This is a genomic window from Iodidimonas nitroreducens (assembly GCA_000710935.1).
Classification (GTDB): domain Bacteria; phylum Pseudomonadota; class Alphaproteobacteria; order Sphingomonadales; family Rhodothalassiaceae; genus Iodidimonas; species Iodidimonas nitroreducens.
Map to the genome: position 1 here is coordinate 24,885 of BAYV01000026.1, position 17,159 is coordinate 42,043.

The 17,159-nt window shown below is 55.4% G+C and carries 10 protein-coding genes; 3 read left to right on the forward strand and 7 right to left on the reverse strand.

Translation table 11 applies throughout. The annotated features are described in order from the left end of the window. Positions 1–69: 69 nt before the first annotated feature. Positions 70–987, forward strand: a complete 918-nt coding sequence (locus tag AQ1_RS15485; RefSeq protein ID WP_052371199.1) for a DUF4167 domain-containing protein — start codon at positions 70–72, stop codon at positions 985–987. Positions 988–1,466: 479 nt separating this feature from the next. Then, positions 1,467–4,076, forward strand: coding sequence for an ATP-dependent chaperone ClpB (gene clpB, locus AQ1_RS10325; RefSeq protein ID WP_042086938.1), 2,610 nt, complete (start codon positions 1,467–1,469; stop codon positions 4,074–4,076). Between the two features lie 135 nt (positions 4,077–4,211). On the opposite strand, the gene AQ1_RS10330 is transcribed toward clpB, so the two are convergent. Then, positions 4,212–7,370 (reverse strand): TonB-dependent receptor domain-containing protein, encoded by a 3,159-nt coding sequence (locus AQ1_RS10330; RefSeq protein ID WP_042086940.1) that lies wholly within the window; start codon positions 7,368–7,370, stop codon positions 4,212–4,214. Between the two features lie 284 nt (positions 7,371–7,654). Next, the gene (locus AQ1_RS10335; protein WP_042086942.1) at positions 7,655–8,287 is read right to left on the reverse strand and encodes a hypothetical protein; all 633 of its coding nucleotides are present in this window, start codon (positions 8,285–8,287) and stop codon (positions 7,655–7,657) included. Positions 8,288–8,428: 141 nt separating this feature from the next. Between AQ1_RS10335 and AQ1_RS14620 the strand changes: the two genes are divergently transcribed. Further along, a complete protein-coding gene (locus AQ1_RS14620; RefSeq protein WP_161760560.1) occupies positions 8,429–10,249 on the forward strand; it encodes a tetratricopeptide repeat protein in 1,821 nt (606 codons plus the stop codon). Between the two features lie 91 nt (positions 10,250–10,340). Here the strand turns inward: AQ1_RS14620 and AQ1_RS10345 are convergent, their stop codons facing one another. The 5 genes from AQ1_RS10345 to AQ1_RS15490 form a co-directional block, all read right to left on the reverse strand. Then, positions 10,341–13,361: a TonB-dependent receptor domain-containing protein gene (locus AQ1_RS10345; protein ID WP_081837272.1), complete on the reverse strand. Its 3,021-nt coding sequence runs from the start codon at positions 13,359–13,361 to the stop codon at positions 10,341–10,343. A gap of 172 nt (positions 13,362–13,533) precedes the next feature. After that, on the reverse strand, positions 13,534–14,580 hold the full coding sequence (locus AQ1_RS10350; protein WP_042086947.1) for a class I SAM-dependent methyltransferase: 1,047 nt from the start codon (positions 14,578–14,580) through the stop codon (positions 13,534–13,536). Next, the gene (locus AQ1_RS10355; protein ID WP_042086949.1) at positions 14,577–15,161 is read right to left on the reverse strand and encodes a hypothetical protein; all 585 of its coding nucleotides are present in this window, start codon (positions 15,159–15,161) and stop codon (positions 14,577–14,579) included. Before AQ1_RS10355 ends, AQ1_RS10350 begins: the two co-directional genes overlap by 4 nt. A 50-nt stretch (positions 15,162–15,211) precedes the next feature. After that, positions 15,212–16,750, reverse strand: a complete 1,539-nt coding sequence (locus AQ1_RS10360) for a peptidoglycan DD-metalloendopeptidase family protein (protein ID WP_161760562.1) — start codon at positions 16,748–16,750, stop codon at positions 15,212–15,214. 79 nt (positions 16,751–16,829) lie between these two features. After that, on the reverse strand, positions 16,830–17,159 hold a 330-nt coding region (locus AQ1_RS15490; protein ID WP_462687125.1), incomplete at its 5' end, for a hypothetical protein.

The following is a 17,159-nucleotide window of genomic DNA, read 5'->3' on the forward strand; positions in this document are numbered from 1 at the left end:
GCGGTCTTTTGGCTTTGCTGCGGGGGTGGTGTGCCGTGACCGAAAACAGCAAGTACTGGTAGTTATTCTATGAACAAACCTCAAAGTCCGCGCAGGCCGCGCGGTCGTGGTCCGAAACGCCCGAACAAGGGTGGGGGCGGTGGCCTTCGGAATGATAATCGGGCCCGGGGCAATCCAAAACAGGCGCTGGATAAATACAAGCTGATGGCCCGTGATGCCTTGCAGTCTGGTGATCGCGTTTTGGCGGAATATTATTTCCAGCATGCCGATCACTATCAGCGTGTGGTGAATGAACGTTTTGGGGTGAGCCCGGTCGTCGATGATGATGAAGATGACGACGACGATGAAGACGATTATGATCTTCAGCAATCACAGCCTCGCAGCCAACAGCGTTCGCGCAGCCAGCGGGCCGAAGATGCCGCATTGTCTGAGCAGGGCAATGCGGATCGATCCGAGCGTTTTGAACGGCCAGAGCGGCCAGAGCGTTTTGAACGGCCAGAGCGCTCAGAGCGTGCGGATCGCTCCGATGAGCATGTTTCAGAGGATGGGGATGCGGATGGCCGGGATCGTGGCCAGCGCCCGCGCCATGGCAATCGGCGGCGTCCGGCACCGCGCCGTAATGATGCAGAGGCTCCGCGCAGGGACCAACGAGATCAAGGGTATCAGGGGGATCAGGCGCGTCCTGATTTTTATGATCGCGCAGAAGAGGCGCCGAAATCCGCACCGCAAGGCGAATTGCCCATGACTGCCGAGCGCGTGGTTGAGCGTCCGGCGGCGGATGATGCGCCAATTGCGGAAAAGCCTGCGCCGCGTCCGCGCAGAAAGGCCCCGGCGGCAAAGCCAAAGGCCGATGCAGCGGCTGAAGGTGAAAAGGCCGTGGCCAGCGAAAAGCCATCTGCCAATCTATCGGATGCAGAGAAGCCAAAGCCCCGCCGTCGGCGCAAACCGGTGGCAGATAAGGAAGAAGCCCCGGCGATTTCTGATTGATCGTCGGGTGCGATCCTGATCTCGCGTGCATTCGCTACGCTCATGGCTAATCCCATCGTCATCCCGGGCTTGACCCGGGATCCATCTTTGGCACGCACGAGCCCTTCACGAGATGGATTCCGGGTCAAGCCCGGAATGACGAAAGTTGGGAGAGGGTAGAGAGAGTTAGCGCGACTGAGCGCTGGCGCTTATGCGCCGCCCCATCGGAGCCGTGAGCGTAGCGAACTGGCGCGAGATCAAAAAGATGGCCGGGGTCCATTCTTTTCCACGCTCAGCCCTTCACGAGATGGACCCGGGTCTCCGGCCGGGACGACGAAGATTGCTTAAATAAACCTTGAGCGGCGCTGGTTTCTCCCCATATCGAGGAGGGACGAGAGCGAGCCGGGCGGATCTTCCGTGCCAATGAAAGCCTTGCTCCGTGATGATCACAGCGCAGCGCTGCCAATGTTGGGGCCTGCCACAACATGGGATAAAGATCCATGGATATCGAACATTATACTGATCGGTCCAGAGGTTTCATTCAATCGGCCCAAGGCCTTGCCATCCGCTCCAATCATCAGAAATTCACTCCCGAACATCTGCTGAAGGTTTTGCTGGATGACAAGGAAGGCCTTGCTGCCAATCTGATCCGGGCTGCCGGAGGGCGGCCTGAGCAGGCATTGGACGCAACCGAAGCCGCTCTTGCCAAAATCCCTAAGGTGGAAGGATCGGGCGCGGGGCAGATTTATCTGGACCCGGCCCTGGCCCGGATTTTTGAAAGTGCGGAAAAGCTGGCCGAGAAATCGGGTGATCGTTTTGTGACAGCGGAACGCCTGCTGCTATCCATGGCCACCGAAACGAAATCCACCTGTGGGCGGATTCTGGCCGATGCCGGGCTGACCGCGCAGGCGCTGAATGCCGCCATCAATGATGTGCGCAAGGGTCGCACCGCCGATAGCGCCGGGGCGGAAAACAGCTTCGAGGCGCTGAAACGTTATACCCGCGATCTGACCGAGGCCGCACGCGATGGTAAGCTGGACCCGGTGATCGGCCGGGATGAGGAAATCCGCCGCACCATTCAGGTGCTTTCACGGCGGACCAAGAATAATCCGGTGCTGATCGGTGAGCCGGGCGTGGGCAAAACCGCCATCGTTGAAGGCCTGGCCCTGCGTGTGGCCAATGGCGATGTGCCCGAATCCTTGCGCGATCGGCGGATCATGTCATTGGATATGGGATCCCTGATTGCCGGGGCGAAATATCGCGGTGAATTTGAAGAGCGGCTGAAGGGTGTTCTGGATGAGGTGACGGGTGGCGCTGGGGATGTGATATTGTTCATCGATGAAATGCATACCCTTGTGGGCGCGGGCAAAAGCGATGGGGCCATGGATGCCTCCAATCTTTTGAAACCGGCTTTGGCCCGGGGTGAATTGCACTGCATCGGGGCCACTACACTTAATGAATATCGCAAATATGTTGAGAAGGATTCCGCGCTGGAGCGCCGGTTTCAGCCTGTTTTTGTGGGCGAACCCACGGTTGAGGATACCGTTTCCATTTTGCGCGGGCTGAAGGAAAAATACGAGCTGCATCATGGGGTGCGGATCACCGATGGGGCGATTGTGGCGGCGGTCACTTTATCGAACCGCTATATCACCGATCGGTTTTTGCCCGATAAAGCGATTGATCTGATGGATGAAGCCTCGGCCCGGCTGAAGATGGAGGTGGAAAGCAAGCCCGAGGAGATCGAGGCGCTGGACCGCCGGATCATTCAGCTTAAGATCGAGCGTGAAGCCCTAAAAAAAGAGAAGGATGAGGCATCGCGGGATCGGCTGAATAATCTGGAAAAGGAACTGGCCGATCTATCGCAATCGAGCGCGGAATTAACGGTACGCTGGCAATCCGAGAAGGAAAAGCTGACCGGCTCGCAAAAGCTGAAGGAACAGCTTGATCAGGCGCGGCTGGAATTGGAACAGGCGCAAAGGCGCGGCGATCTGGGCCGGGCGGGGGAATTGTCTTATGGCATTATTCCCGATCTGGAAAAGCGCATTACCAAAGCCGAGCAAAGCGCCGATGGCAGCCCCGAAGGTTTGCTGCGTGAGGAAGTGACGGCGGATGACATTGCCGGGATCGTTTCGCGCTGGACCGGGATTCCCATGGAAAAAATGCTGGAAGGCGAGCGCGACAAGCTTTTGCGCATGGAAGAAGGGCTGGGCCGCCGCGTGGTGGGGCAGGAAGAAGCCATCACCGCCGTTTCCAATACCGTGCGCCGGGCGCGGGCGGGTTTGCAGGATCCGAACCGGCCTTTGGGATCGTTCCTGTTTTTAGGGCCGACCGGGGTTGGCAAAACCGAACTGACCAAATCTTTGGCGCATTTTCTGTTTGATGATGAACAGGCGATGGTGCGGATCGATATGTCGGAATTTATGGAAAAACATGCGGTTTCCCGGTTGATCGGGGCGCCGCCGGGCTATGTGGGCTATGAAGAAGGCGGGGTTTTGACCGAAGCGGTGCGCCGCCGCCCTTATCAGGTGATTTTGTTTGATGAGGTGGAAAAAGCCCATCCGGATGTTTTCAATGTGCTGTTGCAGGTGCTTGATGATGGGCGGCTCACCGATGGGCAGGGCCGCACGGTGGATTTCAGCAATACGCTGATCATTCTCACCTCCAATCTGGGAAGCGGGGCGATTGCCGCCTTGCCCGATGGGGCCGATGTGGAAGAAGCCCGCGATCAGGTGATGGAGACCGTGCGCGGGGCTTTCCGGCCGGAATTTCTCAACCGGCTGGATGATGTGATTCTGTTTCATCGGCTCGCCCGCAATCAAATGGCCGGGATTGTGGATATTCAATTGCAGCGGGTGCAAAAGCTGCTGGATGATCGCAAGATCAGGCTGGAACTGGATGATGCGGCGCGCAATTGGCTGGCAGAGGCGGGCTATGATCCCGTTTATGGGGCGCGGCCCCTAAAGCGCACGATCCAAAGGCAGGTGCAAAATCCACTGGCCGAAATGATCCTGCGTGGTGAAGTGAAGGATGGCCAGACGGTGAAGGTGGGCGTTGGCGATGGCGGGCAATTGGCGCTTTCCTTGAGAAACCCGCAGGACAAAGCCGCCTGAAAACACCGGCTGAAAACACCGGCTGAAATCGCCGCCTGAAAAGCGATGAGCCTGACACCGGATTGAGACGGTGCCAAAAAAAACAGCCCGCCCCCCATCAGGGAGCGGGCCTTTTTTGTGCAATCCTCGAAAGGATTAGAAGCGGGCGCTGGCCCCAACAAAGAAACGACGACCAAAGAAGTCGAAGATGTTGTTTTCAGCAAACCCCGGTGGCTCACGATCGAAAGCATTCGTGATACCGCCACGGATCGTATAATTCTCAAGGAAATCATAGGTGATATTGAAATCATGCTGCGAGAAATCACCCGTGAAGGCAAAGGGTGAATTCAACTGATCTTCCGTGGAGAAGAAGCTGTCTTCATCAAAAATCCGCTGTGAGCTTTGCCAGTTGAGCTGATGCCCAATGGTCAAAGGTCCGCGGTTCCATGATGTGTTGAGATTGAAGCGATAGGTTGGCGTTCCCAATTCGCCTTCGCTCATATTCAGCGTTGTCGGATCAGACGGATCGGTTTGATCATTTTGCTTGAGAAGAGCGGTCCCTTGAACACGAATGCGAAGATTACCAAAATCAAAATTTGAATTGAAAGCCGGCTGCAGCCATTTGTTCAATTCGGTTTGATAAAGGGCTTCAAAGTCAACACCACGAACCTTGAATTGCGCCGTGTTCACAGGCCCTTGGATGAAATCGATGATTTCATTTGTGTTGGCATCGCGTGTGAAAAGATTGCACAGATTTTCTGCCGGACCACCCGCAGCATCAAAACAATCATCAACGATGGTTTGAATGCCGATTGTCTGGATCGCATCATCAATCTTGATGTCGAAGAAATCTGCCACGAGCGTGAGGCCAGGAACCCAACGTGGGGTGATTGTGGTGCCCACAAAATAGCTGCGCGAGGTTTCTTCTTCAACAAAAGGATTGCCGCCATTCGCGCCCGGATTGCTGATATTGGGGTTGGGATCAACGAAATCAGCAGGAACACCCAAAGCCTGGCAGTTGGCAATGCGATTTGCCGCAACCGAGGGATCTTCATTCAGATTTTCCTGCGAGCAGGGATCATCGATCTGAATAAAGGTTTGGGCCGGGGCCTGGAACAATTCCCCGATATTGGGGGCACGAACAGATCGGCTGCGGCCCCCGCGGAACACAACATCATCCACAGGACGCCACACACCTGATGCAGACCATGTTGTGGTGGCCCCAATGGTGGAATAATCCGACTGACGCACAGACCCGGTGATCTGCAGATCCTTGATCAGGAACATATCCTTGATCAGGGGAACATTCACTTCGGCATAACCTTCATGCACATCAAAGCGCCCAAAGGTTGGGTTGATAGCATTGGAGAAGCTATCCACAACCAGTGGAAGGGCATCAGGCCGTGTTTCGGAATCTTCACGGCGATATTGATAGCCCATGGCAACGCCGATATCCCCTGCGCCGGTCAGATTGAACAAATCACCAGACCAGTTGGCCGACACGATCAATTGTTCTGTTTTGGATTTGTCATTCAGATCGACAGACGCAAAATCAATGGCTTCCTGTGAAAGCGAATTGACACCAAAAATATTGCCGGCAACGCAATTATCGATGGTATTTTGCGACACTGCACCCACACCATTGATGGTGGTGGGAAGCCCTGCCTGTTCAAGAAATTGAACACGACAAACAATATCGCCCACATCAAATGTTGGCGTATTCCCAGCGGCTTCAATAGCAGCAATATCATCCTCATTGATCTGGATGGCATCGATGGATGCAAAGAAATTGGGATTCAGGCGAGAATTTTGTTGCCGGTTGGTGGCATCATCACGGCTGAAGTTTACCGCAACATCCCAATTCCATTCCTTTTCAATGATCGGCAGTTTGTATTCGCCTTCAAATCCACCCACAAAGCGGAATGTTTGGCGGGTTGCATTCTGCCCCCGATTGAATTCAGACATGAAACGCTGGATATTGCCGATCCCAAAGCCATTATCAATGGCTTGGCCCACAACCGGATCGAGGAAAGCATTGTCGGTACCTGTGAAGGCGCCGATATTAAAGGTTTCGGCTGCAGTTGGCAGTGTGCGATCAGCATTGGCCGTGGCAATTCCGTTTGGCGCCCCAGAGAAGAAGGAGGGCTGGAACGTGAATTGCGAATCGATATAGGTGTATTTCATATCGACGAAGGTTCTGAAACCATCCGCAATTTCAAAGTTTGATTTGGCCTGAATATTATAGGTTTCACTATCGGGCGTAAGGGAAGCCTGCAACTCATTAACTAGGACACCGGTGCCGCCAATCTGAGTGGTTCTGGGAAGGCCAGCCGATTCGGGATCATCGCTGAAGGGCAATTGCGTACCGGGATTGAAGGGAATGGCTTGGCCATTCGCCCCGAATTCAAACTGCCCGGCATTGGTGAATGTGTTGACCAGGCCGCCGTTGGTGATGATGTTCAAAACAGCATTTTCGGTCAGAAAGAAATTGGGAACACCATCCGATGGGGCGAAATCAGGGACCCCATCACCATCGGTATCCACCGTGACCGCATCCTGATCAACCGTTACAAGTGCGCGATTGCGATTGAAGAAATCGAGATCTGTTTGCAGGATTTCTTCATTCTGGCGATATTCAAAGGCAAGCATGGCATTGCCTTTGTTGTTGGCAAAATTGCCACCCATAATGCCTGAAAAACGTGCGGATTGCCCTTCGCCATTTTCATCTATTGCAAACTGACCATCAAGTTCCAGCCCTTCAAAATTTTTGCGGAGCACAAAATTGACCACGCCAGAAACGGCATCGGCCCCATAGATGGAGGAGGCACCGCCGGTCAGAACTTCGGTCCGTTCAACCATCAGAAAGTTCAGGGTATCAATATTCACCGCAGCCGTGCCGGGATCGGACCCGACCTGACGGCGACCATCAATGAGCGTAAGTGTGCGTTGCTCGCCAAGCTGACGCAGATTCAGCAGGCTCAGGCCCGATGTGCCGAGAACAGCGCCTGTGGTATCATCAGGAACCTGAGATCCCTGCAGAGCCGGAATATCGCTTAAGAAATCGGCCAGATTGTTGAAGCCAGAGAGTTTGACGGCATCGCCATCAATGGACAAAACCGGACTGGCTTCCATGCCGGGGGCACGACTGATGCGTGAGCCGGTGACCACGATTTCTTCAACTTCGAGCGCTTCTTCGTCTTCTTCGTCCGTTGATTCCTGCGACCAGACGGCGCTTGACGTCATCGCCAGAATGCCGATGGACGAAGCGGCAAGCAGCCTTAATCGTCTGCTTTTCTTTAAATCTTGCGGGTGCATTCTATCCCTCCTCAACACTATTATTGTTACTGATAGTCCCGCGCTGGCGTGAAATTTTATTTCATTTTTTTATCTTGTCATCGTGAAGTGCGGCTTTTTCTGATGCCACTACTCGACAGGAAAAAAGCCATGCTTTGTCTCAGTTGTAAACCTGCAGAGAATGCCATTCCTGAATATAGTTTTTCCTGTGACAATTTGGTCACAATTATGGCGCCTGGAAAGCCATTGTCATAATTGGAATGGCGCTGCATTAAATGGATAGCGATGCCGAAAAAGTGGATCGGTTAATTTGATACCGGGCTGATTTCAAATAGCTTTTCATAATTGGGAAGCTTCATCCGCCATTGGCCGAGGAAATTTTTGCTAAGGACGACCGTTTGACCATCTGGTTCAATTCCAGCAGGCATTTTGCGACCCGCACTTTCAAAAACGAAGCCTTCGCTGATGCGGATTTTGAAATCGCCCACACTGTTGGAATTGTATCCTGTGATTGTGGTGGTTAAGGGCAGAGCCAGATCATCGGCGCTGGCTTCACGCTCCACCACGCGGCCTCGGATCACATCACCCTGCCTTATGGTGCTGGATTCGTAAGCACCTTCGTTGGTGATATTGCTGTCCAGACCTTCCTCCCCAACCCGCCCTTGGGGCACGGCGCGGGGGCTGGTGATCTGGCGCGGCCTGTCGCGTTCAGCCTCGGCGATGGCTTCGGGTGTCGCTTCGATCAGGCCATAGCGGATCTTGTATTTCTTGAGCAGGCTGTCATAGCAGCCAAGGCGTTCGGCAGCGATGATCAGGGGATCGCAGGACAGAAAATCCGACAGCACATTTTGCGCCGTATCCGTGCGGTTTTGTGCTGCGGCGGAAAAAAGGGGCGCTGTGCAGCACAGCATGCTTATTGCAATGAGGGGGCGGCGCATGGGGGTCTCGCTTTTTTCTGTTGCCTTTATAATCTATCGATAACGCCCGCGCGCGCGGCTGTAAATGATGCGCATTGACAGTTTGGGGGGACTCTGTGCTTTTCTGAGGATCGACAGACCGATCCAATGGTGGATTTGCCCATGACGGCTTCACACACGGCGCTTTCCCAAAGCCTGCAAACCGCCCTGTCCATGGCACAATCGGGCCGCTTGGGCGAGGCGGAGGCGATTTTATCACGGCTATTGGAGCAATGGCCCGATCAGCCCGATGCTTTGCAATTGATGGGTTTGGTAAAGCGCGGGCAGGGGGATCAGATTGCGGCCATAGAGTTTTTTCAACGCTCTTTGGCTTTGAACCCCGCGCAGCCTCATGTGTTGAACAATCTGGGCAATGCGCTTTTGGCATCTGCCCGCCGGGATGAAGCCGTGGCGGCTTATCGGCGGGCCATTGTCCTTGATGCGGATTATGCCGATGCACGGCTTAATTTAGGGCGAATTTTGCTTGATGACGGGTATCTTGATGAGGCGAGGCAGGTGCTGGCGCAGGCGACAAAACTTGCACCGGGCAGCGTGAAGATCTGGTCTGCTTACGGCCGAGCCTTGCGGGCCCTGGCGGATTATGAACAGGCGGTGGCGGCATTTGAACAGGCTTTGCGGATCAAGCCCGATCATGTGCCCGCCCTCCATAATCTGGCAGTCACCCATTTCGTGGCCGGGCGGGCGGAACAATCCCTTCAATTGCTCGATCAATGTTTGGCGCGGCAGCCTGATCTGGCTCTTGCCCATTATAATCGGGGCCATGCCCTTTATGAATTGGGGCGGACCGATGAAGCCATCCAAAGCTATGAACTGTGCATTGCCCTCGCCCCCGATTATCGCGAAGGCCATGATACCCTGAACAAGCTTTTCTGGCAGCATGGGATGGGCGATCATTATCTGAAAAGCTATCAAACGGCGCTGCAAAAAGTGCCGCAGGCTTTGGATTTATGGATTGATTGGGCTGATAAGCTGATTTTGGCCGAGCAGTGCGCCGAGGCCGTGGCGGTGGTGGCGGGGGCTTTGGATCAGGGCCATGATGATGCCCGGCTTTCCCATGTTTTGGGGCGGGCCCTGATGGGCATGGGGCAATATGGTAAAGCGCAAACCGCCCTCATTGATGCCACGGATCGGCCTGATGCACCTTTGGCCGCCGTCCTTGATCTCTCGCGCTGTTGCCTTCTGGCTAAATCCTACAGGGAAGCAGAGCAAGCCGCCGAAAAAGCCCTGCGCCGGGCCCCTTTGGATCAGGAAGCGCTGGCTTGGCGCGCTCTTTCCTGGCGGTTTCTGGGTGATGCGCGGGAGCCTGATCTCAATAATTATGAACGCTTCATCGGGGTGTTCGATCTGCCCGCCCCGCCCGGATATGCAAGCATTGAAGCTTTTAATGAAAGGCTGGCCGCCTGTTTGCGGGATTTGCATAAAGCTCATCAGCACCCCATGGAGCAGACCCTGCGTGGCGGATCGCAAACCATGGGCAGCCTGTTTTCCCGCGATCATCCGGAAATCCAGCAGGTTCGCGCCTTGTTCGAGGCGGCGATCAAGGCTTATATCAAAGCCCTGCCTGATGATCCGGCGCATGTGTTTTTAAATCGCAAATCCCGGAATTTCAGCTTTTCGGGGTCCTGGTCGGTGCGCCTTCATCGCCATGGCTTTCATGTGAACCATGTGCATGCCAAGGGCTGGATCAGTTCGTGTTATTATGTGGAACTGCCGCCCTCCACCCATCAGGGTGATGGCCAGCAGGGCTGGATCAAATTTGGCGAATCAAGCCTTGGCCTGGGCGGAGTGGATGCCATCCAGCGGGTGATCCAGCCCAGGCCCGGCCGTCTGGTCTTGTTTCCATCCTATTTCTATCACGGCACCATCCCTTTCGATGATGAGGCCGAACGGCTGACCATTGCTTTTGATGTGGTGCCGGATTGATCCTTGTCAAAAAGCCGGATCAGTTGAAGATCAAACAGGAAAAGGCGGGGAATGATCCCCGCCTTTTCCATATCTATCGGGTGGCTCGGTCTTAGAAGCGAACCGTGGCACCCATGAAGAAGCGCGTGCCCAACACGTCGAAAGTGCTTGGGAAGGTGTTGGCCTGCTCCGAGGTGTCACCCACCAAGGGGGGCTTGTTGTCGAGGATATTATCGACACCGCCATAGATCTGCAGATTTTCCATCACATCATAAGTGGATGACAGATCGAAATAATGCTGGCTTGCAAGCTTGGGTGCCGCAAGATCGGCAGGATCAACGGCCGGATCGAGCAATTGATCATCCCGGGTGCTGTCAATCCAGCGCCAACGAACGCTGAGATTGAGCGGACCGGTGCGATAGGTCACGCGGCTGTTGGTCTTGAATTCCGGCAAAGGCTCACCGCAGGTATTACCGAAAGTACCGCCACATTCGTCGATCCGATCAGCCAGTTCGGCCACCGGGGTGATATCGAAATTATTCAGCCAGGTACCGGCGAAGGAGATGTCAAGGCTGCTGGTTTCGCTCAAAAGCCCGCGGCCCAGATCCATAGTGTAGGCGATCTGAACATCGATCCCGTCGGTTTCGATCTTGCCGATATTCTCATTCAGAACTTCAACGAAATTGGGTTCCTGAATAACGCCATCGGGGCCACGATTAACAGCCTGACAGAAGGGGCTGTTGATATCCTGCACCACATTGAAACACAGATCGAGCACATTATTCACCGAACCGCCCAGCACGCTGATGGCACCATCAAGCTCGATATTATAGTAATCGACCGTGACGCTGAGGCCTGGAATGGCCCGCGGGGTGATCACCGCGCCCACGGTGAAGGTATCCGATTCTTCTTCTTCAAGATCGGGATTGCCGCCAAAAAGACCCTGGATCTGCGTATTGGGCTGGATGGCCCCAAAGACGCTGCCATTCGGAACACCGCTGGCGACGCAGATATCACGCAGTGCCTGGGTGCGATCACTGGCCGAGCGATCAGAGCAGGGATCGGTAGCAGGTGGGAAGCCCTGTGACTGGCCACCAAACAGTTCCTGCACATTCGGCGCCCGAACGGCATGCTGGAACTGCCCACGGAACATCACATCATCCGTAGCGCGCCAATCCACACCGCCAGCATAGGTCCACACACCGCCCACATTATCCAGATCATAATCGGAATAACGGAAGGCGCCGTTCAGCTCCACACGTTGGGCGAAGGGCAGATCGGCAATCACAGGAACACGAACTTCGCCAAACAGTTCCCACACATCATAGCCACCCTGGGTGGGCTGACCGGCATTGAAGCCGACCACATCACCTGACGACAGGGCGAAATCAGGGCTGAAGCGGGCCGAGACCGAGCGATATTCAAAGCCGAAAGCGGCCCCGGCGGTACCAGCAGGCAGATCGATAATATCACCGGAAATCACGCCCGATGCCACCTGAAGCTGGGATTCTTCGACATTGGTTGCATTGATGCGGACAAAACCAGCCGCTTCAGGGGTGATATTGGGGCCGAAGATATTGATGGGAACGCAGTCGCTCGAGGTATCGGCGCAGGCTGTGCCATCTTCATTGGTGAGCAGGGCCTGCTGGAAGCGGCTGCGCGAGACATTGCCGAACTGGCGTTGGGTATTCAGTGTTCTGGAGAACATGTAATAGGCATCATAGGTCATGTTCTTGAACATGGTGTCGCTGAAATCACCCAGATCGCCACGCAGACCGGTGACCACCCGCCAGCTATTGCGTTCATCGAGATTCTGGCGCGGGCCCACTTCTTCCAAACGGCGACCGATGCCCAGAGTGGTTTGACCATCACCTGCGGTGCCAGCAAGGGTCAGGGTGCCGGGATTGATCAGATTGCCATCATCATCCCGTGTTGTGCCAGTGATCGTCCCTTCGCTCAGGTCGGTTTGGCGTAAAACTTCCTGTAATTCGGGCGACAGGAAGGGATTGTTCACATTGAATAGGAAGTTGCCGGTGATGGGGGTGGGGGCAAGCTCGGTATTCACCCGGTTATTGGCAAAGGTGCCTTCGGCATAAGCTTCGATCTTATCATTGATATCAAAGCTGGCCATGGTGCCGATCAACCAGCGTTCCTGAGGAACCTGCAGGAAGTTGTCGGGCGCATAGTTGAACAGATCGCCCGGATTGTTGAACGGGCTTGCATTGCGGCCACTGTTATCGGGCAGGAAACCCAACCCGCCAAGGCTGCCAAGGTTGGCATTATTGAGGGCTGTGATGAGCCCGGGGCGCAGAGCCTGATTGACATCGCCCGCATTGGGGCCGGTGAAACGACCATTGGGAACGGAGGCCGAACCACCAGCGACCAGCGCCGGATTGCCATTGGCATCCACATTATCAATCAATGCATTGGTCGAGAAATCGCGGGCATCCTGCATCACAGGATCGCGATCGAAATAGTTCATGAACAGCACGACATTGCCGCGACCATCGGCGAAATTACCGCCCATGGTCAGATCGATATTGGCGCGATCCGCATCACCACGGCTGGTAATATCATATTGGCCGCCGAGCTCGATGCCTTGGAAATCATCCTTCAATTTGAAGTTGATGACACCGGCGATGGCATCGGAACCATAAACGGCGGATGCGCCACCGGTCACCACTTCGGTGCTTTCAATCAGCGCCGATGGAATGGTGTTCACATCGGTGATCTGATTGGCATCAAAGAACATATAGCGGCGATTGTTCACCAGGATCAGCGTGCGGGTGACACCCAAGCCACGCAGATCGAGAGTTGCCGCGCCGCCACCGGGATTGTTGGAAAAGGCGGTGGCCGCAGGAATGAGCTGGGGCATGGTATTGAGCAGCTGCTCAACGTTCACCGTGCCGGAAATCCTGAATTCTTCGGCGGTGACAACAGAAACCGGGCTGGAACTGGTGAGATCGGTGCGGGCAATGCGCGAACCGGTAACCACGATCTGTTCGATTTCGGCCACTTCAGAATTTTGCTGGGTTTGGGCCAGCGCAGAAACCGAGAGCAGGCTGCCAGCCAGCGCAGTGGCTGCACTGCCGAGCAGGAGGGCTCTGCGCTTCATGGGTCCGTTACGAGACATAGGCGCTTCCTTTTTGATTTTGCGGTCCGTAGAGAAAAAAATGCGAGTGCATCTTATGCGACGCGTAAGATCACCTAAACGCGGTTGCCTGTACAGGCATATAGAGTAGAATTCGGGGGCTATTCATCATTCTTTCATAAAGCTGTTGCCATGATGCAACAAATACCCCGCTTTATGAGCGGTTTCCTGTCAGCCACCAGCCCAGCTTGATCTGCTGAGTGCCGAAAATGGCCGGTGAGATGGCGACTCTTCCCCCCCCATGTCTGTGCCTTCCATATCTGGCAAACAGATCGTGGAGCGCCCGGCCTTGGTCTTCATCATGGGCAGCGGCGAGCAGGGCCGATAAGCGCTGATGGCGAGCGGCGCGCTTCAGATCAATTTCATCGATCAGCGCTTTTATGGCGGCATCGTCGAGCTTGTGCCTTTGTTCGAACAGCCAGCCTGCGCTTTCCATGAAGGCCTTGAAGATATCGCCCGCGCCCAAAGCGGTTCCATCCCGCACCAGCCGGGCTACGGCGATGGCCAGGCTTTGGCTGGCTTCCCGGGCTTTGGCTTCCAGGGCATGGCTATCATGGGCATTCAATGTGCCGGATGCGCGGATATGCTGAACGCGCTGCTCCATGTCTTTGATCGCTGGGATTTGTTCGCGCATCAAGGCGATCAAGCCGCTGTCTTCGATCATCTGCAATTGCGCCATCTGCTGGCTGCTATGGGTCATCAGAACGCTATCTTTGGCATGGATCAGAAAGCGGAAAGCGCCGCGGGGGGCCAAGACCCGCAAAATTTCGGGAACGGCTTCATCAATGGGCGCATATTCAAGTGCATATTGGCCGCTGATGGCGGTGAAGGTGCCATCATCAAAAGGCAGCTTTTGCATCAGGGTGCGGGGGTGAAAACGCACGTTCTGGAGAGCCTCGCCCCCTGTTTTCACATATTGAACAGGATCGATATCGGCGGCATCGACGGCATCAATCGTGAAATCCACCTTTCGCTCGCGGGCCGATTTCACCGCCAGTGCCGCCAGCGCCCCATTGCCGGTACCCACATCCAGAAGGCGGGTTTGGTTCGGCAGGCTGGCAAACCACGCCATCCATGCCGCATCGAGCGCCACCGCCGCATCGCCGCTGCCTGTGCTGTTTTGGGGGACACAGGATTGCAGCCGGTCGGCCTTCCAATAAAGATCCCAGGCCCAGCTTTGATGGTGCGAATTGCTGATCATTGCAGCCGTTTCACACGAAAGCTGCGGCCATCGATGGTCATGATGAAATTGCTCATCACGCCTTTTTCAATATCGGCTTTAAGGCCCCCCTTGATCCTTGATAGTCGCTCGGTATCCACTTGTTGCCAGATCTGGCCATTTTCCATGCGGATGATCCATTGTCCGCGCAGGGTTTTTTCGGCACTCTCCACCGTCATGCTGCGCTCTTCATCGGATTGGCCTGGTTCCGGGCGCGGGGCAAAACCAAAGCGATCTTCCTGGCTTTGGCTGTCATCGCTTTGTCGTTCGGCTTTATTGCTCTCTTTACTGCTTTGGGTGTCGTCTTTGGGGGGCGGCATCTGTCGGTCGAGAGTTTGTGACCGGTCCGACATCTCGATGCGGGATGCATCAAGCGCGATGCGATCAAAACAGGCCAGCCGCGCCGCATCCTGCGTGATTTGCCGACAGGCCTGTATCTGCCCCGAAAGGCTATTGGGACGCTCGGGGTTTTGCGCTTGCGCCGGATGGGGCATGAGAGGGGCCAGCAGCAAAGCAGCGGCGGCAATCAGGGGCTGCCGGGGGCGGTTGAACGTGATAGGCATGCCGGTTCCGTTTCAACTTGATAATAAAGGGAGGCCCTTTGTGCCTGCGATCAATCGGCTTTTGCCAGCAAAATCGCCTGCGCTCTTGAAAGGGCCAGACGATCTGCATCGGTTTGCTGCCGGGCCTCGATGAAGGCATCAAGGGCATCGGCGGTCAAAACCCGCCCGGATGGCAGTTTCAAGGTCAGCGGATCAACGCGCTCTTCGCCCATATAAACTTCATAATGCAGATGCGCCCCGGTGACCCGGCCGGTGGCCCCCACATAGCCAATGATCTGGCCCTGTTTCACCCGCACGCCCTGCTTGATGCCCCTGCCATATTTGCTGAGATGGGCATAAGCGGTTTTATAGGTGCCATTATGCCGGATACGCACATAATTTCCATAAGAGCCATAGCGGCTTGATCGCTCGATGATCCCATCGCCGGCGGCAAAAACCGGTGTGCCGGTGGGGGCTCCGAAATCAACCCCCTGATGCGAGCGCACATAGCCAAGCACGGGGTGCTTGCGCTTGCCGAATCGCGAGGTCAGCCGCGCTCCGTCGAGCGGGGTTTTCATCAGGGCCTTGCGGACGCTTTTGCCGTTTTCGTCGAAATAATCCCAATCGCCGCTATCAGCCGGGGTGTGGCGATAAAGGGGTAGATCGCGTCCCCGCAGATTAAGCCGGGCATACAGAATCGCTCCATCTTCAATGGCCCCATCATCCTGTGCCATGGTGCGCTGATAGAGAATTTCGAATCGGTCGCCCGCCCGAATTTCCCGCTGGAAATCGACATCAAAGCTGTAAAGCCGGATCAATTCCACAATCACCTCAGCAGGCACCCCCGCCGCCCGCGCCGAAAGATAAAGGCTGTCATCAATGGTGCCGCTGCCATAAGCCAGCAAAGGGGTCACCTCAAGCGCTTCATTGCGCGCTTCATAGCGGCCATCGGCAAGGCGATCTGCGATGATCAGGCGATCATAGCTGGCACGCAGGGCAAGCGAGTTCAGGCTCAAGGCCTTTCCATCTGCCTCTAATGTGGCATCGATGATCTGGCCAATCGCCAGACGCCGCATATCATAATGCTTGGAAAGAGCCGTGATCGCCGCATGGGCCTGCGCCCGATCAATGCCTGCGCGCATCAGCGCTTCGGTCATGGTGTCGCCCCGTCCGATGGTGATGGTGCGGATGAAGGGCGCTGCCGATTGATCAGCGCTTTCGCTCTCTTTATGCCCCGCCATGATTGGGAAATATTGCGGGGTGGGGGCGGCGGCCCATGGCCCCAGGCTTTCGGTTCTATCGGCCATATTTTTAGAATCAGCCGCTGTTTCAGCCGCATCCGCTAAAGCAGTCGCCTGATCAAAGCGCGTGCCCGTTGATGACAATCCAATGCCAAGGGCCAGGGCAAGCCCGGCCATTAATGTGGCAAGCCCGGCCCACCATGTGCGCTCGCCCTTGTTCCGCGACAGATCGATCACCAGCGGCCAGGGTGCAGAGGCTGAAGCAGACGAACGCCGCCCCAGCCAGCAGTTTCGCGGGCCATGCCCCTTATGCTTATTGGCACGATTTCCGGCCTGATCATGAGGGCTATTCGATGCGTTATCCGTCACAGCAATCTCCTGAGCCTTCATGGGGAAGACTCTTCGATGAATAAGGTTAAAATAACCATGTCTTGTTGGGATGCGTCTGTCAATCGGCGGAATTCTGCGGATTCATGATGAAATATGACGGCATATCCCCCAAACTGTAAAAAAAATGACGCATCGGTAAAAAAGCCGCTTGACCCCAGCGGCTCAAGGGCATAGAAACCCCCTCGTCGGCGGCAAACGTCGGCACCGGCACTTGAGCTTCTTGCTTGACTCGTTCATTCGAGACGCTTATATGACGGTCTTGCGCATGTTCACATTGGTGAGCACGGCAAAATTTTGCCTTACAACCCGAAAAGGTTTTTGCGAATGCTTCGGCAGTCGTGGGGGTAGAATTCGCTCTTTGACAGTGTTGATGAGAGAAGGGAGATGC

Bases quoted from the DNA above. Each gene is read 5' to 3' on its own strand.
- AQ1_RS15485 (WP_052371199.1), top strand. From the start codon at position 70: ATGAACAAACCTCAAAGTCCGCGCAGGCCGCGCGGTCGTGGTCCGAAA.
- clpB (WP_042086938.1), top strand. From the start codon at position 1,467: ATGGATATCGAACATTATACTGATCGGTCCAGAGGTTTCATTCAATCG.
- AQ1_RS10330 (WP_042086940.1), bottom strand. From the start codon at position 7,370: ATGCACCCGCAAGATTTAAAGAAAAGCAGACGATTAAGGCTGCTTGCC.
- AQ1_RS10335 (WP_042086942.1), bottom strand. From the start codon at position 8,287: ATGCGCCGCCCCCTCATTGCAATAAGCATGCTGTGCTGCACAGCGCCC.
- AQ1_RS14620 (WP_161760560.1), top strand. From the start codon at position 8,429: ATGACGGCTTCACACACGGCGCTTTCCCAAAGCCTGCAAACCGCCCTG.
- AQ1_RS10345 (WP_081837272.1), bottom strand. From the start codon at position 13,361: ATGTCTCGTAACGGACCCATGAAGCGCAGAGCCCTCCTGCTCGGCAGT.
- AQ1_RS10350 (WP_042086947.1), bottom strand. From the start codon at position 14,580: ATGATCAGCAATTCGCACCATCAAAGCTGGGCCTGGGATCTTTATTGG.
- AQ1_RS10355 (WP_042086949.1), bottom strand. From the start codon at position 15,161: ATGCCTATCACGTTCAACCGCCCCCGGCAGCCCCTGATTGCCGCCGCT.